Below are 16,920 nucleotides of genomic sequence, written 5' to 3'. Positions count from 1 at the left end.
GAGCCCGCCGCGAGCTGCCCTGTCGGGAACCGGACGAACTGTCGTGCATGGACAACGCCCGGCTCCTCTCCCAGACCGTGACGCCGGGTCCCCGCCCGGCGGTGCGAACACCACTACTGTGCCGGGCCGCCCCCGCGGACGCCACCGAATTAACCGGCCGCCGCCGCGGCTTCGTCAGCCGGCCGACGCCGGCCCGCGCTCCCGCTCCGCCGGGCGGCTACCGGCGGCGCCACCTGCGGCGCCGGGCCTTGCTGAAGAACCATCCCGCCGGCGGCTCGTCCGACCGCCACGGCTGCGGTTCGGGCTCCTGCGAACGCCAGCGGGCGGCGAGCATACGGGCCCGCGCGGACGGCTCGGACCGGTCGGCGGCCCGTATGAACTCGTCGTCCAGGACGACGCCGTCCCACGTCTCGTCCCCGGACCGCCCGCCACCGTCGTACTGCGGCGCCTCGTCAGCCATCCCCGTGCCTCCTAGCAGTGCATCCCCTTTGCCCCAGTGTGCCGGGGCGGAGGTGAAGCCCCCGTCAAGTCGACAGCGCCTACTCCTCGCCGGCCAGCGTCAGCGAGCGCAGCTTCTGTCCCGCGTACCAGGTGGCCAGCACGGTGACCGCCACCAGCAGCACCGTCGCCGTGGTCAGTCCCACGTCCGAGGTGACCAGGTCTCCGCCCGCCACCTTGTGGGCCACGGCCAGCGCCCACTGCTGGACGCTCAGCGTGCGCGCGCCGGGCACCAGGGAGCCGAACAGCGCCTCCCAGACGAGCGCGTAGACGAGCCCGAAGACCACGGCGTGCCGGGAGACCGTGCCGAGGAGGAGGAAGAGCGCCGCGTACGCGATGGAGGCGACCAGCGCGGCCACCGTGTAGGCGACGGCGATCTGCTGTCCGTTGCCGTTCAGGATCAGGCCCGCGATCAGCGTCGGCACCGCGGAGAACACCATGGTCACCGCGATCGCCACGATCAGCTTGGTGAAGATGATCGACGACCGCTTGAGCGGCTTGGACAGCAGGTACACCACGGAGCCGTCGTCGATCTCCGGACCGATCGCTCCGGTGCCCGCGATGACGCCGATGATCGGCACCATGGTGGCGAGCGCGAAGCCGCCCAGGACGTCCGCGGCCGTCTGGTCGTCGGCTCCGGCGAGGGCCCGCACGGCCAGCGAGATCACGAGCAGCAGCAGCGGCAGTGCGCCGAGGATGAGGGCCCGGCGGCGGCCGAGCAGGGCCCGGTAGGTGAGTCGGGCGACTGTGGGGTCGTACATCTTCGGCCTCCTACGCCGCGACCAGATACGAGAAGACGGACTCCAGGGACTCGTCGGACGGCGAGACCGTGAGCAGCCGGATGCCGTGGTCGCGGGCGACCTTCGGCAGCAGGCTGGTGAAGCGGCCGAAGTCGACGGCCTGGATGCGCAGCGCACCCTCGGTGACATCGACTTCGATGCCGGACGTCGACGGGTCGGCGATCAGCGCCGCCGCGAGGGCCCGGTCGTCGCTCGAGCGCACCAGGTAGCGGTGCGGGCGGTCGGTCATCAGACGGCGGATCCGGCGGAAGTCGCCGCTGGCCGCGTGCCGTCCGGCCACGACGACCTCGATGTGCCGGGCGAGCTGCTCGACCTCTTCGAGGATGTGCGAGGAGAACAGCACGGTGCGGCCCTCGTCGCCCATGCGGCGCAGCAGCTCCATGAGTTGCATGCGCTGGCGCGGGTCCATGCCGTTGAACGGCTCGTCGAGCAGCAGCAGCGACGGGTCGTGGACCAGCGCGGAGGCCATCTTCACCCGCTGGCGCATGCCCTTGGAGTAGGTGGAGATCTTCCGGTCCTGCGCGTACTCCATCTCGACCGTGGCCAGGGCACGCCCGGCGGCCTTGTCGCCCAGGCCGTGCAACTCGGCGTTGGCGACGACGAATTCGCGTCCGGTGAGGAAGTCGTACATCGCCTCGCGCTCGGGGACGATGCCGATGTGCTTGTAGATCTCCTCGTTGCGCCACACCGGCTGTCCGTCGAGGGTGACCGAGCCGGTGGAGGGGGCGAGGAAGCCGCCCATCATGTTGATGAGGGTGGACTTTCCGGCGCCGTTGGGGCCGAGCAGGCCGGTGACGCCGGGGCCGATCGTCATGGTGATGTCGTTGACGGCGACCACGTTGCCGAACCAGCGGGAGACGTGGTCGATGGAGAGCGTGGTCACAGTCCCACCTTCTGGTAGCGGCGCATGAGGAGGCCGTAGCCGGCGGCGATCACGCCCAGCGTGACGAGCACATGGACCACGCCCTCCCCGCTGGACGGCCCGACCCCGCCCGGGTAGGCGGAGGTGGCCCCCAGGAAGGCGGACTGCACGCCGTCGATGAGCGTGATCGGCGAGAACAGTCCGATCCAGGGGATCGCGCCGGTGCTGCCCTGCGCGTCGGCGATGGCCTGGAGGGTGGAGACCGCGCCGTAGGAGATGGTCAGCACGGCGATCACGGCGGCGATGCCGAAGCCGCGGCGCGGGGTGACGGCCGCGATGACCAGTCCGATGCCGGCGAACAGCAGCGAGAGCAGTGCCACGGAGACCAGTCCCTGTGCGAATTCCTTCGTCTGGTGCGCGAACCCGAGCTTGGCCAGCAGCGCGCCCACGTAGAGCACGGCCAGGGGGGCCGCGGTCAGGATGAACAGCGCCGAGGCCAGCGCCGCGTACTTCGCGCGGACGTAGTCGGCGGTCTCGATCGGCCGCGAGAAGTACAGCGGCACGGTCTTGAAGCGCAGGTCCCGGGAGACGGACTGGGGCGCCTGCGAGGCGACGTACAGACTGATGACCGCCTGCATGACGATCGCGTAGCGCGTGTAGTCCAGCGGCAGGTCCTTCGCCTTGGTGGCGACGGCGACCGCGACCATGATGGCGGCGGGCACGCACATCACCACGAACAGCAGCATCGGCAGCACCTTGGACTTCACCGAGCGGCCGAGGCCGTAGGCGCCGCGCAGGGACTGCGAGTAGAGGGAGCGGCGGGCGTAGGCGCGGCCCAGGCGGGGGCCGTCGTAGGTGCGGTAGCCGATGTTGTGGATGCGGGTCTGGTCACCCGAGGGCGCGGCTGCACGGTGCTCAACCGCCATGGCCGACCGCCTCCTTCCGCTGCTCGTCGCCGTCCCGGAACACCTCCGAGATGTGGTGCCTGCGCTGCTCCATGCGGACCAGGCCGAGGCCGAGGTCGGCGACGACGTCGCGGACCAGGTCGTAGGTCTCCTCGCCCGACGCGGTGAGCAGCAGGATGTGTCCGGCGCCTGGCAGGCCGCCGCCCTCGTCGTGGATGTCCACCCCGCGCGCGTGGAGCGCGTCGCGCACCGCGCGGGTGCCGTCGGGGTGGGTGTCGCTGTCGGTGACCTCGATCGCGAGGGTGGTCGTGCTCTGGGTGAAGTCCCGGGTGGAGCTGGAGCGCAGGAGCTTGCCGCCGTCGACCACGACGACGTGGTCGCAGGTGCGCTCCAGTTCGCCCAGCAGGTGGGAGGTGACCAGGACCGAGATGCCGAAGTCGGTGTGGACGCGGCGGATCAGGCCGAGCATCTCGTCGCGGCCGACCGGGTCGAGGCCGTTGGTCGGCTCGTCGAGGAAGACCAGCTGCGGATCGTGGACCAGGGCCTGGGCGAGCTTCACCCGCTGCTTCATGCCGGTCGAGTAGCCGCCGATGGGACGGTAGCGCTCCTCGTACAGGCCGACGTGGCGCAGGGTGTCCGCGGTGCGCTCGCGGGCGGCGGCCGGCGGGAGCCCGGACATGCGGGCCATGTGCACGACGAACTCGGTGGCCGACACGTCGGGCGGCAGACAGTCGTGCTCCGGCATGTACCCGACCCGCTCACGGATGGCCGCGCCCTTGGTGGCGACGTCGAGGCCGAGCACCTCGGCGCGGCCCTCGGTGGCGGGGGAGAGACCCAACAGGATCTTGATCAGAGTGGACTTGCCGGCCCCGTTGGCGCCCACGAGTCCCGTCACACCGGGTCCCACGTCCACGGAGAGCCGGTCAAGAGCGGTCACCCGGGGGAACCGCTTGCTCAGGCTTTCGGTCGCGATCACAGTCACGCCTTCGACGGTAGTGACGCGGGCCACGGCGGTCGTCAGACCGGAGAGCCGTCTTGACGTCAGTCTCGAGTAGTACGGGCCCGTAGGGGATCCCCTGCTTGAGAGCTACGCAGGGTTGTCCACAGCCCGCCATTCCCTCTATTGACGCGGACTCTAACAACTGTCACATTCACCAGTGTCACGTTACGGGCGAGTATCGCAACCGGCGATCGGGGTACCCGATGCCCCTGTGCGGTCGGGAGCACGGGGAAGGCGGGGCGGTATCGGCATGACGAGGGCAGTGGCGGACGAACTCGCCGTGGAGCTGCGGGGATTCAGGCGGGTCCAGCGGCTCGCCTACGCGTGCGCGGAGACGGTCGCGGCGCGGCTGGAGCCGGGCACGACCGAGCGCGAGGCGGCCCGCATGCAGCGGGAGTGGCTGCGCGAGCGCGGGGTGCGGGACTGGTTCCATCTGCCGTTCGCCTGGTTCGGGGACCGCACGGCGTTCGTGAACTTCCGCGTGCCGATGCAGTTCTTCCCGACCGGCCGCCGGCTGGCGCCCGGGATGCCGTTCATCCTGGACCTGGCGCCGGTGTACGAGGGGTACACGGCCGACATCGGCTATTCGGGCTCGCTCGGCGTCAACCCCGTGCAGGACCGACTGCTGGCCGACCTGGAGGCGCACCGCGAGCTGATCCTGCGCGAGGTGCGCGAGCGGCGCCCGCTGCGGGAGATCTACGCCGCCGTGGACCGTCTCATGGTCCGCCAGGGCTACGCCAACCGGCACCGCGCGTACCCCTTCGGTGTGATCGCCCACAAGGTGCACCGGGTGCGGCAACGCCGCTGGTCGCCGCATGTGTTCGGGTTCGGCACCCAGTCCCTGAAGGGGCTGGCGAGCGACGCGCTGCACGGCCACCGCGAGGGCTGGTCGCCCCTGTGGTCCCCGTACCGGTTCTCCGACCACCCGCCGCAGCCGGGCCTGTGGGCGGTCGAACCGCATCTCGGTCTGCGGGGTACGGGCGCGAAGTTCGAGGAGATCCTGGTGGTCACCGACTCCCGGGATCCCGAGCAGAGCGCCTTCTGGCTGGACGACGATCCGCCATGGGGGTCCCGCCGCGCGAGCGAGTTCGAGCGTGGGGGAACGCGGCGCTGGGCGGAGGACAGATGACGACGCTGAAGGACGCGCGGGAGCGCTGGGTGCGCACGGGCGGGGTCGAGCTGTGCGTGGCGGAGCTGGGCGACCCGGACCAGCCGACGGTGGTGCTGGTGCACGGCTATCCGGACAGCAAGGAGGTCTGGTCGGAGGTCGCCGCCCGGCTCGCCGGCCGCTTCCACGTGGTGCTGTACGACGTGCGCGGCCACGGCCGCTCGACGGCCCCGCGGCCGCTGCGTGGCGGCTTCACGCTGGCCAAGCTCACGGACGACTTCCTGGCCGTCGTGGACGCGGTCAGCCCCGGCCGGCCGGTGCACCTGGTGGGGCACGACTGGGGCTCGGTGCAGTCCTGGGAGTTCGTCACGGTCCGGCGCACCGAGGGCCGCATCGCCTCCTTCACCTCGATGTCCGGTCCGTCCCTCGACCACTTCGGGCACTGGATCAACGCGCGCGTGAAGCGGCCCACGCCCCGGAGGGTGGGCCAGCTCCTCGGTCAGGGAGCCAGGTCCTGGTACGTGTACCTGCTGCACACGCCCGTCCTGCCCGAGCTGGCCTGGCGCGGCCCGCTCGGCACGCGCTGGCCGAAGATCCTGGAGCGGGTCGAGCGGGTCCCCGGCGGTGACTACCCGACCACGTCCCTGCCCACGGACGCCGCGCACGGCGCCTGGCTGTACCGGGACAACGTGCGGTCCCGGCTGCGCCGTCCGCGCCCGGACGCGTACGCGCACGCGCCCGTGCAGCTCATCACGCCCCTGGGGGACGCGTTCCTGTCCGAGCGGCTGTACGACGAACTGGAGCGGTGGGCTCCGCGGCCGACCCGGCGCACGCTCCCGGCCAAGCACTGGATCCCGCGCACACGACCGGACCAACTGGCCGCCTGGATCACCGAGTTCGTCACCCGCGTCGAGGGCGGCCGGCCGGAGCCGACGCGGCCCACGGGCCGCTACGCGGACCGCTTCGGCGGACAGCTGGTGCTGGTCACCGGCGCGGGCAGCGGCATCGGGCGGGCGACGGCGTTCGCGTTCGCGGAGTCCGGCGCGCGCGTGGTGGCCGTCGACCGGGACGCGGAGTCCGCCGCCCGCACCGCCGAACTGGCCCGGCTGCTCGGCGCCCCGGCCGCCTGGGCGGAGACCACCGACGTCTCCGACGAACACGCCATGGAGAAGCTCGCCGAGAAGGTCACCACCGAGTACGGCGTGGTGGACGTGCTGGTCAACAACGCGGGCATCGGCCTGTCGGGGTCGTTCTTCGACACCACGCCGGACGACTGGCGCACGGTCCTGGACGTCAATCTGTGGGGCGTCATCCACGGCTGCCGCCTGTTCGGCGGGCGGATGGCCGCGCGCGGCCAGGGCGGCCACATCGTCAACGTCGCCTCGGCGGCGGCCTATCAGCCCTCCCGGGCACTGCCCGCCTACAGCACCTCCAAGGCGGCGGTGCTCATGCTCAGCGAGTGCCTGCGCGCCGAACTCGCGGACCAGGACATCGGGGTGACCGCGATATGCCCCGGGTTCGTCAACACCGGCATCACCACCACGGCGCGCTTCACCGGCGTGGACGACGAGGAGCAGCGCCGCCGGCAGCAGCGCACGGCACGCCTCTACGGACTGCGCAACTACCCGCCGGAGAAGGTGGCCGAGGCGATCCTGCGGTCCGTGGTGCGCAACGAGGCGGTGGTCCCGGTCACCCCGGAGGCCCGCGGCGCGCACCTCATGTCCCGTTTCCTGCCAGGGGCGTTGCGCCGGATCGCCCGGGTGGAGCCGAAGTTGTGAGGGCGGCGGACGGGCGGCCACGGGCCACCGGGCCGAACTGGGCAGTCTGGTCGGCCGGTTGGGACTCCAGCCGAGGGCCGGCCGGCATCCTGGGGCCGAGCCCTCAAGAGCCGGCGGTTGCCGTGGAGTTGCACGCAGCCGGGGTTCCGCTCGGTGCGATCGCGGGCCGTCTACGGGAGTTGCGGGTCCAGGTGGAGCACATCGCCGCCCGTTTCCCGGAGTTCACGACCGAGCACGCATGCGTCCGCTGCCTGGAGGATCCCCGGCACCGCACGGACGCGAAAGCGGCCGAAACGGCCTCGCTGGTACGTCGGCCGCGGCCGCTCGCCCAGCAGACCGTGGATGCCGAACTGGCCCGCGCGATGCGGTTGTTCGCCACCCGGCAGCTGCGCCGCACCTGGGTGCGGGGGAGCCGCCGGAAGCCGTGCGGGAGACGCGTTGCATGCCGATTCCGGCCGAGACGATCCGGGCCGTGGAGCGGCTGGTTGGCACCGTACGGGCCGCGACGTTCATCGATCTCACCGCCGAACGCCAGGTGCGGGCAAGGGCTTTGGACGACCTGACGGCAAGTCACCGCACTGATCATGATCTTGGCGAATCACCCTGAACCGCCCATGAGTTGTCCACAACTTCGTCAATTTGCCTGTGGATAACCGCACTTGGCTGTGGATCAAACCTACGGGCGAAAATTGCGTGCGTGATCCACGTCTCCCCCGGCACCCTGGTGGAGTGAACACGAGAAACAGCAGAGCGGGAGACGAGAGGCGCACCGTGAAGGTGTCGAAGTACCTCTCGAAACACCTGCGCCACCAGCCCGAGAGGATCGGCATCACGCTCGACGAGGGCGGCTGGGTCGAGATCGACACGCTGCTCGCCGCGGCGGCCGCACACGGGTTCCGGTTCAGCCGTGCGGAACTCGACCATGTCGTGGCCACCAACGACAAGCGGCGGTTCGCGATCGAGGGCACCCGGATCCGCGCCAGCCAGGGCCACAGCGTCGAGGTCGACCTCGGACTGCCCCCGGCGACCCCGCCGGACTGTCTCTACCACGGCACCGTCGCCCGGAATCTGGACGCGATCCGCGCCACCGGCCTCAAGCCCATGAACCGGCACGATGTGCACCTGTCGGCCGACCGCGAGACCGCGACCCGCGTGGGCGCCCGCCGCGGACGTCCCGTCGTGCTGTCGGTCGACGCCGCGGCCATGCACCGCGACGGCCATGTCTTCCGCCTCAGCGCGAACGGCGTGTGGCTCACCGATGCCGTACCGCCCCGGTACCTGCGCTTCGCCGAGAAGCACTGACGGACCCCGTTCCCTGGCAGCGGCCGTCCGGCAGAGGGCCCGATCCCTCAGCCCAGGCGGGCGACGGCCTCGGTGGCGATGGCCTCGAAGACGGCCGGGTCGACGGCGAAGTCGGAGTCCGGGACGGGCCAGTGGATCACGATCTCGGTGAAGCCCAGTTCGCGGTGGCGGCCGGCGTAGTCGACGAACGCCTCGACCGAGTCCAGGGGGGTGTTCCGTTCCGGGGTGAAGCCGTGCAGCAGGATCTTGTCCAGCTCGTCGACGTCCCGGCCGATCTCCGTGCACGCCTTGCCGAGCCGGTCGATCTGCCCGGCCAGCGCCGTCACCGACTGCTCCGGTGTCCCCTCCGCGTACAGCTTCGGGTCGCCGGTCGTCACCCACGCCTGCCCGTAGCGGGCCGCCAGCCCGAGACCGCGCGGCCCGGTCGCCGCCACCGCGAACGGCAGCCGGGGCCGCTGCACACAGCCGGGGATGTTCCGGGCCTCCTCCGCCGAGTAGAACGTGCCCCGCTGGGTCACCGCGCCCTCGGTCAGCAGCCGGGCGAGCAGCGGCACGAACTCACCGAACCGGTCCGCCCGCTCCCTCGGAGTCCATGCCTCCTGCCCGAGCACGGTGGCGTCGAAGCCGTTGCCGCCCGCACCGATGCCGAGGGTGATCCGCCCGCCGGAGATGTCGTCGAGCGAGATCAGCTCCTTGGCCAGCGTCACCGGATGCCGGAAATTGGGCGACGTGACGAGGGTTCCCAGGCGCAGCCGGTCCGTGGCCGTGGCAGCCGCGGTGAGGGTGGGCAGGGCGCCGGACCAGGGGCCGTCGCGGAAACTGCGCCAGGACAGGTGGTCGTAGGTGTACGCCGCGTGGAAGCCGAGCTCCTCGGCGCGCTGCCACTTGGCACGCCCTCCCTCGTGCCAACGGTCGACGGGAAGGATCACGGTGCTCAGGCGCAGGCTCATACCGCCGAGCCTACGTCGGGCTCAGACATGCGCCGGCCTTCGGAATCGATCCACTGGCCCATCGCCGGCTCGGACTTCGCCGCGGACGAGAAGGTCTTCGAGCAGATCGCCCTGGAGGCCGTGGCACAGCCGGGCCGGCCTCGATGCGTCCCGCCGTCGCCGGGCCGACGTCGTGTGCGTCTCATCTGTGCGTCCCTGCGCACGACCGTGCTGGCATATGCGCGAGAATGGCCCGGTGACCTCAGCGACCCGACAGCCCGAGATCCCGACTGCCGCCGTCCCGCCCCGGCTGATCGCCACCGATCTGGACGGCACGCTGCTGCGTGACGACAAGTCGGTCTCCCCGCGCACGGTCGCCGCGCTGGCCGCCGCCGAGGACGCGGGCATCGAGGTCTTCTTCGTGACCGGCCGCCCGGCCCGCTGGATGGACGTCGTCAGCGACCATGTGCACGGCCACGGCCTGGCGATCTGCGGCAACGGCGCCGCCGTGGTCGACCTGCACGGCGGCCCGGGCGCCCACCGGTTCGTGAAGGTGCGCGAACTGACCCGGAAGAACGCGCTGGACGCGGTACGGCTGCTGCGCGACGCGGCGCCCGGCACGGTGTACGCGGTCGAGCAGACCTACGGCTTCCACCAGGAACCGGCCTACCCCAAGCTGCACCTGGAGCTGCCCGACAACCTCCTGCCCGCCGAGCAGCTCCTTGCGACCGGCGGACCCGGGGACGACGAGCCGGTGCTCAAGATCCTCGCCTACCACCCCGATCTCGACCCCGACGCCTTCCTCACGCTGGCCCGGCTCGCGGTGGGCGAGCACGCCACCGTCACCCGCTCCAGCCCCAGCGCCCTGCTGGAGCTGAGCGGCCCCGGCGTCTCCAAGGCCAGCACGCTCGCCCTGTGCTGCGCCGAGCGCGGCATCTCGCCCGCCGAGGTCGTCGCCTTCGGGGACATGCCCAACGACGTCGAGATGCTGACCTGGGCGGGCCGGTCGTACGCCATGGGCAACGCCCACCCGGCCGTGGTCGCGGCCGCGTCGGGGCGTACGGACGCCAACAACGAGGACGGCGTGGCGGTCGTCATCGAGCGGCTGCTGGCCGAACGGGTGTAGTCACCGCGGTCCCGTGTCGCGCAGCCGCACACCGTGCCGGGCCAGCCACGGCACCGGGTCCACCGCCGATCCCACGTCCGGTGTGACACGCACCTCGAAGTGCAGATGCGGGCCGGTCGAGTTGCCGGTGCTGCCCGACTGGCCGATCCCCTGCCCGGTGTCCACCAGGTCCCCCTCCGCGACGGCGACGGCGGCCAGGTGCGCGTACTGGGTGCAGTAGCCGTCGGGGTGCCGGATCACGATCTGGATGCCGAAGGGGCCCCCGCACGACACCGCCACCACGCGGCCCGCGCCGGCCGCCCGTACCGGCGTCCCGATGGGCACCGCGAAGTCCTGCCCGGTGTGCCGGTGCGCCCACCGCTCGCCCCCGCGGCCGAATCCCGCGGACAGCTCGTACGTCCGCACCGGGGCGACCCACTCGCCCGCGACGCGCGGGCGGGGCCGGTCCGGCCGTGCGGCGGTACGGCACCGGCCCGCCCCGGCCGAGACGTCCGCCCGGTCCTGCAACTGCCCGCGGGCCGCCTCCAGTTTCCGTTCGATGTCCCGCCGCAGCTCCGCGAGTTCGCCGGTCCGCCGCTGTACCGCCCGCCAGGCCGACCTGGCCCTGGCCTCGTCCGCGGCGAGCCGTTCCTGGGCCCGGCGGCTCCTGCCGACGGCGTTGCCCACCGCGAGACTCGTCTGCGCCAAGGCGTGCTGACCGCGCATCAGCTGCTCCGGACCGGCCGCGAGCATGATCCGCGCGGTCAGCGGCAGTCCCCCACCCGTCCGGTACTGGGCGCGGGCGATCCGGCCGAGGTCCGCGTGCAGCACGGACATCTGCCGCCGCTCGCGGCCGAGCAGCCGATCGGCGCGCAGGGCCCCGGCACGCTGCCGCTCCGCCTCGCGCCGCCCCGCCTCGTACTGCCGTGCCGTCTCGGCCGCGTCCCGGTACAGATGCGCCACCCGGAGGCTGAGCCCCGGCCCATCGCCGGAGCGGGGCACGGCGTCGGATCGGTCCGCGGCAACCGCGGGCGCCGCGAGGACGGTGAGCGTGCACAGCAGCGCCGAAGCGAGCAGTGGATGACAGCGGTATGAGCGCATGCGGGCGATGGTGGCGCGCCCGGACGGCCGCGGTCACCTCGACGCGTACGCCCGGGGGTCCGGTTGCCGCCAATGGCGCAGCGTGACGCGGACCGGTACTCCGTACGACGTGGCCGACGGCGCACCACCGCGCTCGCGGACGACACGGCACGGCGCGGGCCGGCGGTGCGCACTCAGTACGGTGCCTGCCACACCACCGTGGTGCCCGCGCCGTCCGCCCCGATGCCCGGCGCGAGCCGGCTGTCGCCGCCCAGGGACTCGGCGCGCCGCCGGAGGTTCCGCAGCCCGCTGCGCCGCCCGGCCCGCGGAACACCGACGCCGTCGTCGGCGACGGTCAGCCGGACCCCGGGCCGGCCGTCCGGCAGGGTCGCGGTCGCGTCGACGACGACGTCGAGCCGGGACGCCCTCGAATGCCGGAAGGCGTTGGACAGCGTCTCGCGCAGGGCGGCGATCAGGTTCTTGCCGGTGAGATCGCCGACCAGCGCGTCGACGGCACCCACGAAGCGGTACGTCGGCTTGAACCCCAGGGGCACGGCCGCCATGGTGATCTCGCGCAGCACCCGGCTGCGCAGCCCGGACGACACCTCCGCGGGGTCCTGCTGCAGCGCGAAGATCGCCGCGCGGATCTCCTGGATGGTGACGTCGAGTTCGTCGACCGCCTTCCCGACGCCCTCCCGCACCTCGGGCACGACCGACCTGCGCTGTGCGCTCTCCAGCATCATCCCGGTCGCGAACAGCCGCTGGATGACCAGGTCGTGCAGGTCACGGGCGATCCGGTCGCGGTCCTCGAACACCGCGAGCCGTTCCCGGTCCCGCTGCGCGTCGGCCATCATCAGCGCGAGCGCGGCCTGCGAGGCGAACTGCACCGCAAGGGTGCGCTCGGCCCGCGTGAACGGCCGCGCGCCCCGCACCCGCGGCGTGACCAGGGTGCCGAGGACACGGCCGTCGCTCTGCAGGGGCACCATCATGATCGGCCCGAAGCCCTTCGCGTACTCGGTGAGCAGCCGTCCGTCGGAGGCCACGTCGTCCATGAACAGCGACTGCCCGGCGAGGAGTTCGGCGACGATCGCGCTCTCGGCCGGCAGCATCGCGCCCAGCAGGTCCGAGGGCCGGTCCGAGGCGACGGCGACGATCTCCAGGCCCCCTTCGTCGGAGGGCAGCAGCACGACCCCGGCCGCCGAGCCGGACAGCCTGCGCGCCTGCTCCGCGACGACCTGGAGGGCGTCGTCGGCGTCCCCGCCGGACAGCAGGGCGGTGGTGACGGCCACGGACCCGTCGATCCAGCGCTCCCGCTGCTTGGCGGCCTCGTACAGCCGGGCGTTGCCGATGGCGATGCCGGCTTCCCCGGCCAGCACCCGGACCATGTGCAGATCGGCTTCGTCGAACGGCTCACCGCCCCGCTTCTCGGTCACGTACAGATTGCCGAAGATCTCCCCCTGCACCCGGATCGGGACGCCGAGGAAGCTGCGCATCGCCGGATGGTGCTCCGGGAAGCCACAGGACCGCAGGTCCGCGGCCAGGTTCCCGAGACACACCGGGACCGGGTCGTGGATGAGCGCGCCGAGCAGCCCGTTGTGCCCGTCCGGGAGCCGGCCGATGCACCGGGCGGCGGCCTCGTCGACGCCGTGGTGGACGAAGTCCGCGAGCCCGTTGCCGTCCTCGGCGACGACACCGATCGCCGCGTACCGGGCATCGGCCAGACCCGCCGCCGTCCGGCAGATCCGGTCGAGCGTCGAGTGCAGTTCGAGGCCACCGCTGCCCACGCTCCGCATGGCCGCCAGCAGCTGCGACATGCTCAGCGCCGACACGGACGAGGGCTCCGGAGCGTGTGCCCCGGGACCGGAGGGCGGTACGGCCGACATGCACCCGAGCCTAAATAGTCCTGTTTGCCAGGGAAAGTCGAGCCGGGTCACGGCGCCCCGACCGGCAGCTCCGCCGCCGCCTCCCGCTCGGCCATCGACCGCAGCGGCCCGTCCACGGCGGCCAGCTCGACGTACGTCCCCCGCTGGGCCACCCTGCCCCCGTCCAGCACGACCACCTCGTCCACGGCGTCGAGCCCGGCCAGCCGGTGCGTGATCAACAGTGTCGTACGGCCCTCGGTGGCGGCCAGCAGATCGGCCGTGAGCGCGTCGGCCGTGGGCAGGTCCAGGTGCTCGGCGGGCTCGTCGAGCACGAGCACCGGGAAGTCGGCGAGCAGCGCGCGGGCGAGCGCCAGCCGCTGCCGCTGCCCGCCGGACAGCCGCGCCCCGTGCTCGCCGACCAGCGTGTCCAGCCCGTCGGGCAGCCCGTCCGCCCAGTCGAGCAGCCGGGCCCGCGCGAGTGCGTCCCGCAGTTCGGCCTCGGTGGCGTTCTTCCGCGCGAGCAGCAGGTTCTCCCGGACACTGCTGTCGAACAGGTGCGCGTCCTGGGCGCACAGCCCGACGAGGCGCCGTACGTCGTCGCCGGCCAGTGCGCGGGCGTCCACGCCGGCCAGTGTGTACGAGCCCGCGTCCGGGTCGAGGAACCTCAGCAGCACCTGGCCGAGGGTCGTCTTGCCGGACCCGGACGGCCCCACCACGGCGACCCGGCGCCCCCGCTCCAGCGACAGATCCAGCCCGGCGAGCGCCTCCCGGTGCTGCCCGGGATGACGGGCGGCGAGCCCCTTCACGACGAGCGGGAACGGGGAGACGGGCGCCTGCCGGGGCCGCCTCGGCTCCCGTACCGGCTCGGCCGCGTCCAGGACCTCGTACACGCGCTCCGCGCTGCGCCGCACCCGCTGCCGGTAGCGCACGGCGATCGGCAGTCCCAGGACCGCCCCGAAGGCGGCCAGCGGGGTCAGGACGACCACCGCCATGGCCACGCCGCTCAGCCGTCCCGCGGCGACCGCCTGGGCGCCCAGCAGTGCGGTCGCCGCCACGGTCAGGCCCGAGATCAGGGCGGTGAGGCCGTCGCCGAGCGCGGTGGCGGTGGCGGCGCGCGAGGCGATCCGGGTGAGCGTGCCGTCGGCCCGGCGCGCCTCGTCGCCACGGGCGGGCAGCGCACCGGCGACGGTCAGTTCCGCGGTGCCGGTGAGCAGGTCGGTCACGCGCGTGGCGAGCAGCCCCCGCGCGGGCGCCAGCCGCCGCTCGGCATGCCGTGCCACGGCGCCGGTCAGCAGCGGTACGCCGACGCCGGCCGCGAGCAGGCCCGCCGCGAGCGCGGCCGCCGCCTCGGGCAGGAGCCACGCCGTGAACGCCACGGACCCGGCGGAGACGGCGAGCGCGACCCCGGCGGGCAGCAGCCAGCGCAGCCAGTAGTCCTGCAGCGCGTCCACGTCGGAGACCAGCCGGGACAGCAGGTCGCCCCGGCGGGCGGTACGCAGCCCGGCGGGGGCCAGCCGTTCCAGCCGCCGGTACACCGCGACCCTCGTGTCGGCCAGCATCCGCAGCACGGCGTCGTGCGAGACCAGCCGCTCCGCGTACCGGAACACGGCCCGCCCGATGCCGAACGCCCGTGTCGCCGTCACGGCCACCATCAGATACAGCACCGGCGGCTGCTGCGAGGCGCGGGAGATCAGCCAGCCGGAGGTGGCCATGAGCCCGACGGCGCTGCCGAGCGCCAGGCTCCCCAGCAGCAGCGCGAGCACGAGACGGCCACGGCGGGGGCCGGACATGGCCCGTACCCGGGCGAGGACACGGGATGCCGGGCGGCCGGAGCGGTCGCCGCCGGTGACGAAGGCGGAGCCGGTGCCCGGTCCGTGCGAGGCCGGGCCGGCAGCGTCCGGAGCATCCGTGCCGAGGACGGCTGTGCCCGGGACGTCCGTGCCCGGACCGCCGTCGGCGGGCGCCACGCTCTCGCCCGCCCGCTCGTTCGCGGTCGGCCCGAGGGAGCCGAGTGGTTCCACCGCCAGGGGCGAGCGGGCGGGCGTGGCCTCCGTCAGCCGCACCACCCGGTCCGCCACGCTCAGCAGTGCGGGACGGTGCACGACCAGCAGGACCGTGCGTCCCACGGCCAGCCGTCGCACCGCCGCCACGACCTCGGCCTCGGTCGCCCCGTCCAGCGCGGCCGTCGGCTCGTCCAGCAGCAGCACGGGCCGGTCCGCCAGGAACGCCCGGGCCAGGGCCAGCCGCTGCCGCTGGCCGGCGGACAGCCCGGCCCCGTCCTCGCCGAGCACGGTCGCGGCACCGTCGGGCAGCGCGTCCACGAACTCCAGCGCGCCCGCGTCGCGCAGGGCACGGCGCACGGCAACGTCGTCCGCGTCGGGCCGCGCCAGCCGTACGTTCTCCGCGATCGTCCCGGCGTACAGGTGCGGTCGCTGCGGCACCCAGGCGATCCGTGACCGCCACTGCTCCGGGTCGATGTCCCCGAGGTCGGCTCCCCCGATCCGCACCCTGCCCTCGGTCGGGCGTACGAAGCCCAGCAGCACGTTCAGCAGCGTCGTCTTGCCCGCGCCGCTCGGCCCGACGAGGGCGACGGTCTCGCCGGGCTCGACCGTGAAGGACGCCTCCGTGACGGCGTCCGCGGACCGTCCGGGATAGCGGACGGTGACCCCTTCGAAGGCCAGCGCGCCCGACGGCACCGCGCCCTTCCCGGCCTCGGGAAGGGGGGTCTCCAGGACGGCGAAGATCTCCTCGGCCGCCGCCAGCCCCTCCGCCGCCGCATGGAACTGGGCGCCCACCTGACGCAGCGGCAGATAGGCCTCCGGCGCCAGCACGAGGATGACCAGCCCGATGTACAGGTCCATGTCGCCGTGGACGAGCCGCATGCCGATCGTCACGGCGACCAGGGCGACGGACAGGGTGGCGAGCAGTTCCAGGGCGAAGGAGGAGAGGAACGCGATCCGCAGGGTCCGCATGGTCGCCTGCCGGTACTCGCCGGTGATGCGCCGGATGGACTCCGCCTGCGCCTTGGCCCGCCCGAAGACCTTCAGCGTCGGCAGCCCGGCGACCACGTCCAGGAAGTGACCGGACAGCCGGGACAGCAGGCGCCACTGGCGGTCCGTCCGGGACTGCGTGGCCCAGCCGATCAGCACCATGAAGACGGGGATGAGCGGCAGGGTGCCGACGATGATCGCCGCGGACACCCAGTCCTCGGTGACGATCCGCGCGAGCACGGCGGCCGGCACGACCACCGCGAGCCCCAACTGCGGCAGATAGCGGGAGAAGTAGTCGTCGAGGGCATCGACCCCGCGGGTGGCGAGGGTGACCAGCGATCCGGTCCGCTGCCCGCCGAGCCAGCCGGGGCCGAGCGCCACCGCCCGCTCCAGGAGCCGTCCGCGCAGCTCCGACTTCACCGAAGCGCTCGCCCGGTGCGCGGCGAGTTCGGTGAGCCAGGAGACAACCGCACGTCCGGCCGCCACGGCCACCAACAGCAGCAGGGGAGTGCGCAGTTCGGCGACCGACAGATGGTGCTGGAAGGCACCGACGACCACCTCGGCGATGAGCATGGCCTGGGCGATGAGCAGACCGGCCCCCAGTGCCCCCAGGCCGACGACCGCCGCCAGGAAGAGGCGGGTGGCCCGGGCGTACCGGAGAAGACGCGGATCGATCGGTTTCACGTGAAACATGCCCTTCG

13 protein-coding genes and 1 pseudogene are annotated in these 16,920 nt (G+C 73.0%); 5 read left to right on the top strand and 9 right to left on the bottom strand.

Annotated features, from left to right (window positions below; translation table 11 throughout):
* Positions 1-217: 217 nt before the first annotated feature.
* The 5 genes from CTZ28_RS13250 to CTZ28_RS13230 all read right to left on the bottom strand — a co-directional run bounded on the left by CTZ28_RS13250 (position 218) and on the right by CTZ28_RS13230 (position 4,041).
* A complete protein-coding gene (locus CTZ28_RS13250) occupies positions 218-460 on the bottom strand; it encodes an SGM_3592 family protein (RefSeq protein WP_121889536.1) in 243 nt (80 codons plus the stop codon).
* A 79-nt stretch (positions 461-539) separates the two neighbouring features.
* Positions 540-1,259, bottom strand: coding sequence for an ABC transporter permease subunit (locus CTZ28_RS13245; RefSeq protein WP_121889535.1), 720 nt, complete (start codon positions 1,257-1,259; stop codon positions 540-542).
* Between the two features lie 10 nt (positions 1,260-1,269).
* Positions 1,270-2,181 (bottom strand): ABC transporter ATP-binding protein, encoded by a 912-nt coding sequence (locus CTZ28_RS13240; RefSeq protein WP_121889534.1) that lies wholly within the window; start codon positions 2,179-2,181, stop codon positions 1,270-1,272.
* Positions 2,178-3,086: an ABC transporter permease gene (locus tag CTZ28_RS13235; protein WP_121889533.1), complete on the bottom strand. Its 909-nt coding sequence runs from the start codon at positions 3,084-3,086 to the stop codon at positions 2,178-2,180. The genes CTZ28_RS13240 and CTZ28_RS13235 overlap by 4 nt, the downstream gene beginning before the upstream one ends.
* Positions 3,076-4,041: an ABC transporter ATP-binding protein gene (locus CTZ28_RS13230; RefSeq protein ID WP_121889605.1), complete on the bottom strand. Its 966-nt coding sequence runs from the start codon at positions 4,039-4,041 to the stop codon at positions 3,076-3,078. Before CTZ28_RS13230 ends, CTZ28_RS13235 begins: the two co-directional genes overlap by 11 nt.
* Before the next feature lie 274 nt (positions 4,042-4,315).
* Between CTZ28_RS13230 and CTZ28_RS13225 the strand changes: the two genes are divergently transcribed.
* The 4 genes and pseudogenes from CTZ28_RS13225 (at position 4,316) to CTZ28_RS13210 (ending at position 8,253) form a co-directional block, all read left to right on the top strand.
* A complete protein-coding gene (locus CTZ28_RS13225) occupies positions 4,316-5,194 on the top strand; it encodes a M24 family metallopeptidase (protein WP_259471579.1) in 879 nt (292 codons plus the stop codon).
* A complete protein-coding gene (locus tag CTZ28_RS13220; protein WP_121889532.1) occupies positions 5,191-6,951 on the top strand; it encodes an SDR family oxidoreductase in 1,761 nt (586 codons plus the stop codon). Before CTZ28_RS13225 ends, CTZ28_RS13220 begins: the two co-directional genes overlap by 4 nt.
* An 89-nt stretch (positions 6,952-7,040) precedes the next feature.
* A pseudogene (locus tag CTZ28_RS48195) lies at positions 7,041-7,558 on the top strand (MerR family transcriptional regulator); the annotation flags it as partial.
* 122 nt (positions 7,559-7,680) lie between these two features.
* On the top strand, positions 7,681-8,253 hold the full coding sequence (locus CTZ28_RS13210) for an RNA 2'-phosphotransferase (protein WP_121889531.1): 573 nt from the start codon (positions 7,681-7,683) through the stop codon (positions 8,251-8,253).
* A 47-nt stretch (positions 8,254-8,300) separates the two neighbouring features.
* Here CTZ28_RS13210 and CTZ28_RS13205 read toward each other — a convergent pair whose 3' ends face one another.
* The gene (locus CTZ28_RS13205) at positions 8,301-9,203 is read right to left on the bottom strand and encodes an LLM class flavin-dependent oxidoreductase (protein ID WP_121889530.1); all 903 of its coding nucleotides are present in this window, start codon (positions 9,201-9,203) and stop codon (positions 8,301-8,303) included.
* 217 nt (positions 9,204-9,420) lie between these two features.
* Here CTZ28_RS13205 and CTZ28_RS13200 point away from each other — a divergent pair, with 217 nt between their 5' ends.
* On the top strand, positions 9,421-10,308 hold the full coding sequence (locus tag CTZ28_RS13200) for an HAD hydrolase family protein (RefSeq protein ID WP_183154375.1): 888 nt from the start codon (positions 9,421-9,423) through the stop codon (positions 10,306-10,308).
* Here the strand turns inward: CTZ28_RS13200 and CTZ28_RS13195 are convergent, their stop codons facing one another.
* The 3 genes from CTZ28_RS13195 to cydD all read right to left on the bottom strand — a co-directional run bounded on the left by CTZ28_RS13195 (position 10,309) and on the right by cydD (position 16,912).
* A complete protein-coding gene (locus tag CTZ28_RS13195; RefSeq protein ID WP_121889528.1) occupies positions 10,309-11,388 on the bottom strand; it encodes a M23 family metallopeptidase in 1,080 nt (359 codons plus the stop codon).
* A 173-nt stretch (positions 11,389-11,561) separates the two neighbouring features.
* Positions 11,562-13,181 carry a sensor histidine kinase gene (locus tag CTZ28_RS13190; RefSeq protein WP_259471584.1) on the bottom strand — a complete coding sequence of 540 codons (1,620 nt, stop codon included), beginning with the start codon at positions 13,179-13,181 and terminating at the stop codon, positions 11,562-11,564.
* Positions 13,182-13,297: 116 nt separating this feature from the next.
* On the bottom strand, positions 13,298-16,912 hold the full coding sequence (cydD, locus tag CTZ28_RS13185) for a thiol reductant ABC exporter subunit CydD (protein WP_259471578.1): 3,615 nt from the start codon (positions 16,910-16,912) through the stop codon (positions 13,298-13,300).
* Between the last annotated feature and the right edge of the window lie 8 nt (positions 16,913-16,920).

Origin of the sequence: Streptomyces shenzhenensis, assembly GCF_003688995.1 — a bacterium.
Classification (GTDB): domain Bacteria; phylum Actinomycetota; class Actinomycetes; order Streptomycetales; family Streptomycetaceae; genus Streptomyces; species Streptomyces shenzhenensis_A.
This window is presented reverse-complemented; position numbering and strand designations above follow the sequence as displayed.

Coding starts and splice junctions, on each gene's coding strand:
- cydD (WP_259471578.1), bottom strand. CDS start 16,912: ATGTTTCACGTGAAACCGATCGATCCGCGTCTTCTCCGGTACGCCCGG.
- CTZ28_RS13200 (WP_183154375.1), top strand. CDS start 9,421: ATGCGCGAGAATGGCCCGGTGACCTCAGCGACCCGACAGCCCGAGATC.
- CTZ28_RS13245 (WP_121889535.1), bottom strand. CDS start 1,259: ATGTACGACCCCACAGTCGCCCGACTCACCTACCGGGCCCTGCTCGGC.
- CTZ28_RS13220 (WP_121889532.1), top strand. CDS start 5,191: ATGACGACGCTGAAGGACGCGCGGGAGCGCTGGGTGCGCACGGGCGGG.
- CTZ28_RS13205 (WP_121889530.1), bottom strand. CDS start 9,203: ATGAGCCTGCGCCTGAGCACCGTGATCCTTCCCGTCGACCGTTGGCAC.
- CTZ28_RS13190 (WP_259471584.1), bottom strand. CDS start 13,181: ATGTCGCAGCTGCTGGCGGCCATGCGGAGCGTGGGCAGCGGTGGCCTC.
- CTZ28_RS13235 (WP_121889533.1), bottom strand. CDS start 3,086: ATGGCGGTTGAGCACCGTGCAGCCGCGCCCTCGGGTGACCAGACCCGC.
- CTZ28_RS13225 (WP_259471579.1), top strand. CDS start 4,316: ATGACGAGGGCAGTGGCGGACGAACTCGCCGTGGAGCTGCGGGGATTC.
- CTZ28_RS13195 (WP_121889528.1), bottom strand. CDS start 11,388: ATGCGCTCATACCGCTGTCATCCACTGCTCGCTTCGGCGCTGCTGTGC.
- CTZ28_RS13250 (WP_121889536.1), bottom strand. CDS start 460: ATGGCTGACGAGGCGCCGCAGTACGACGGTGGCGGGCGGTCCGGGGAC.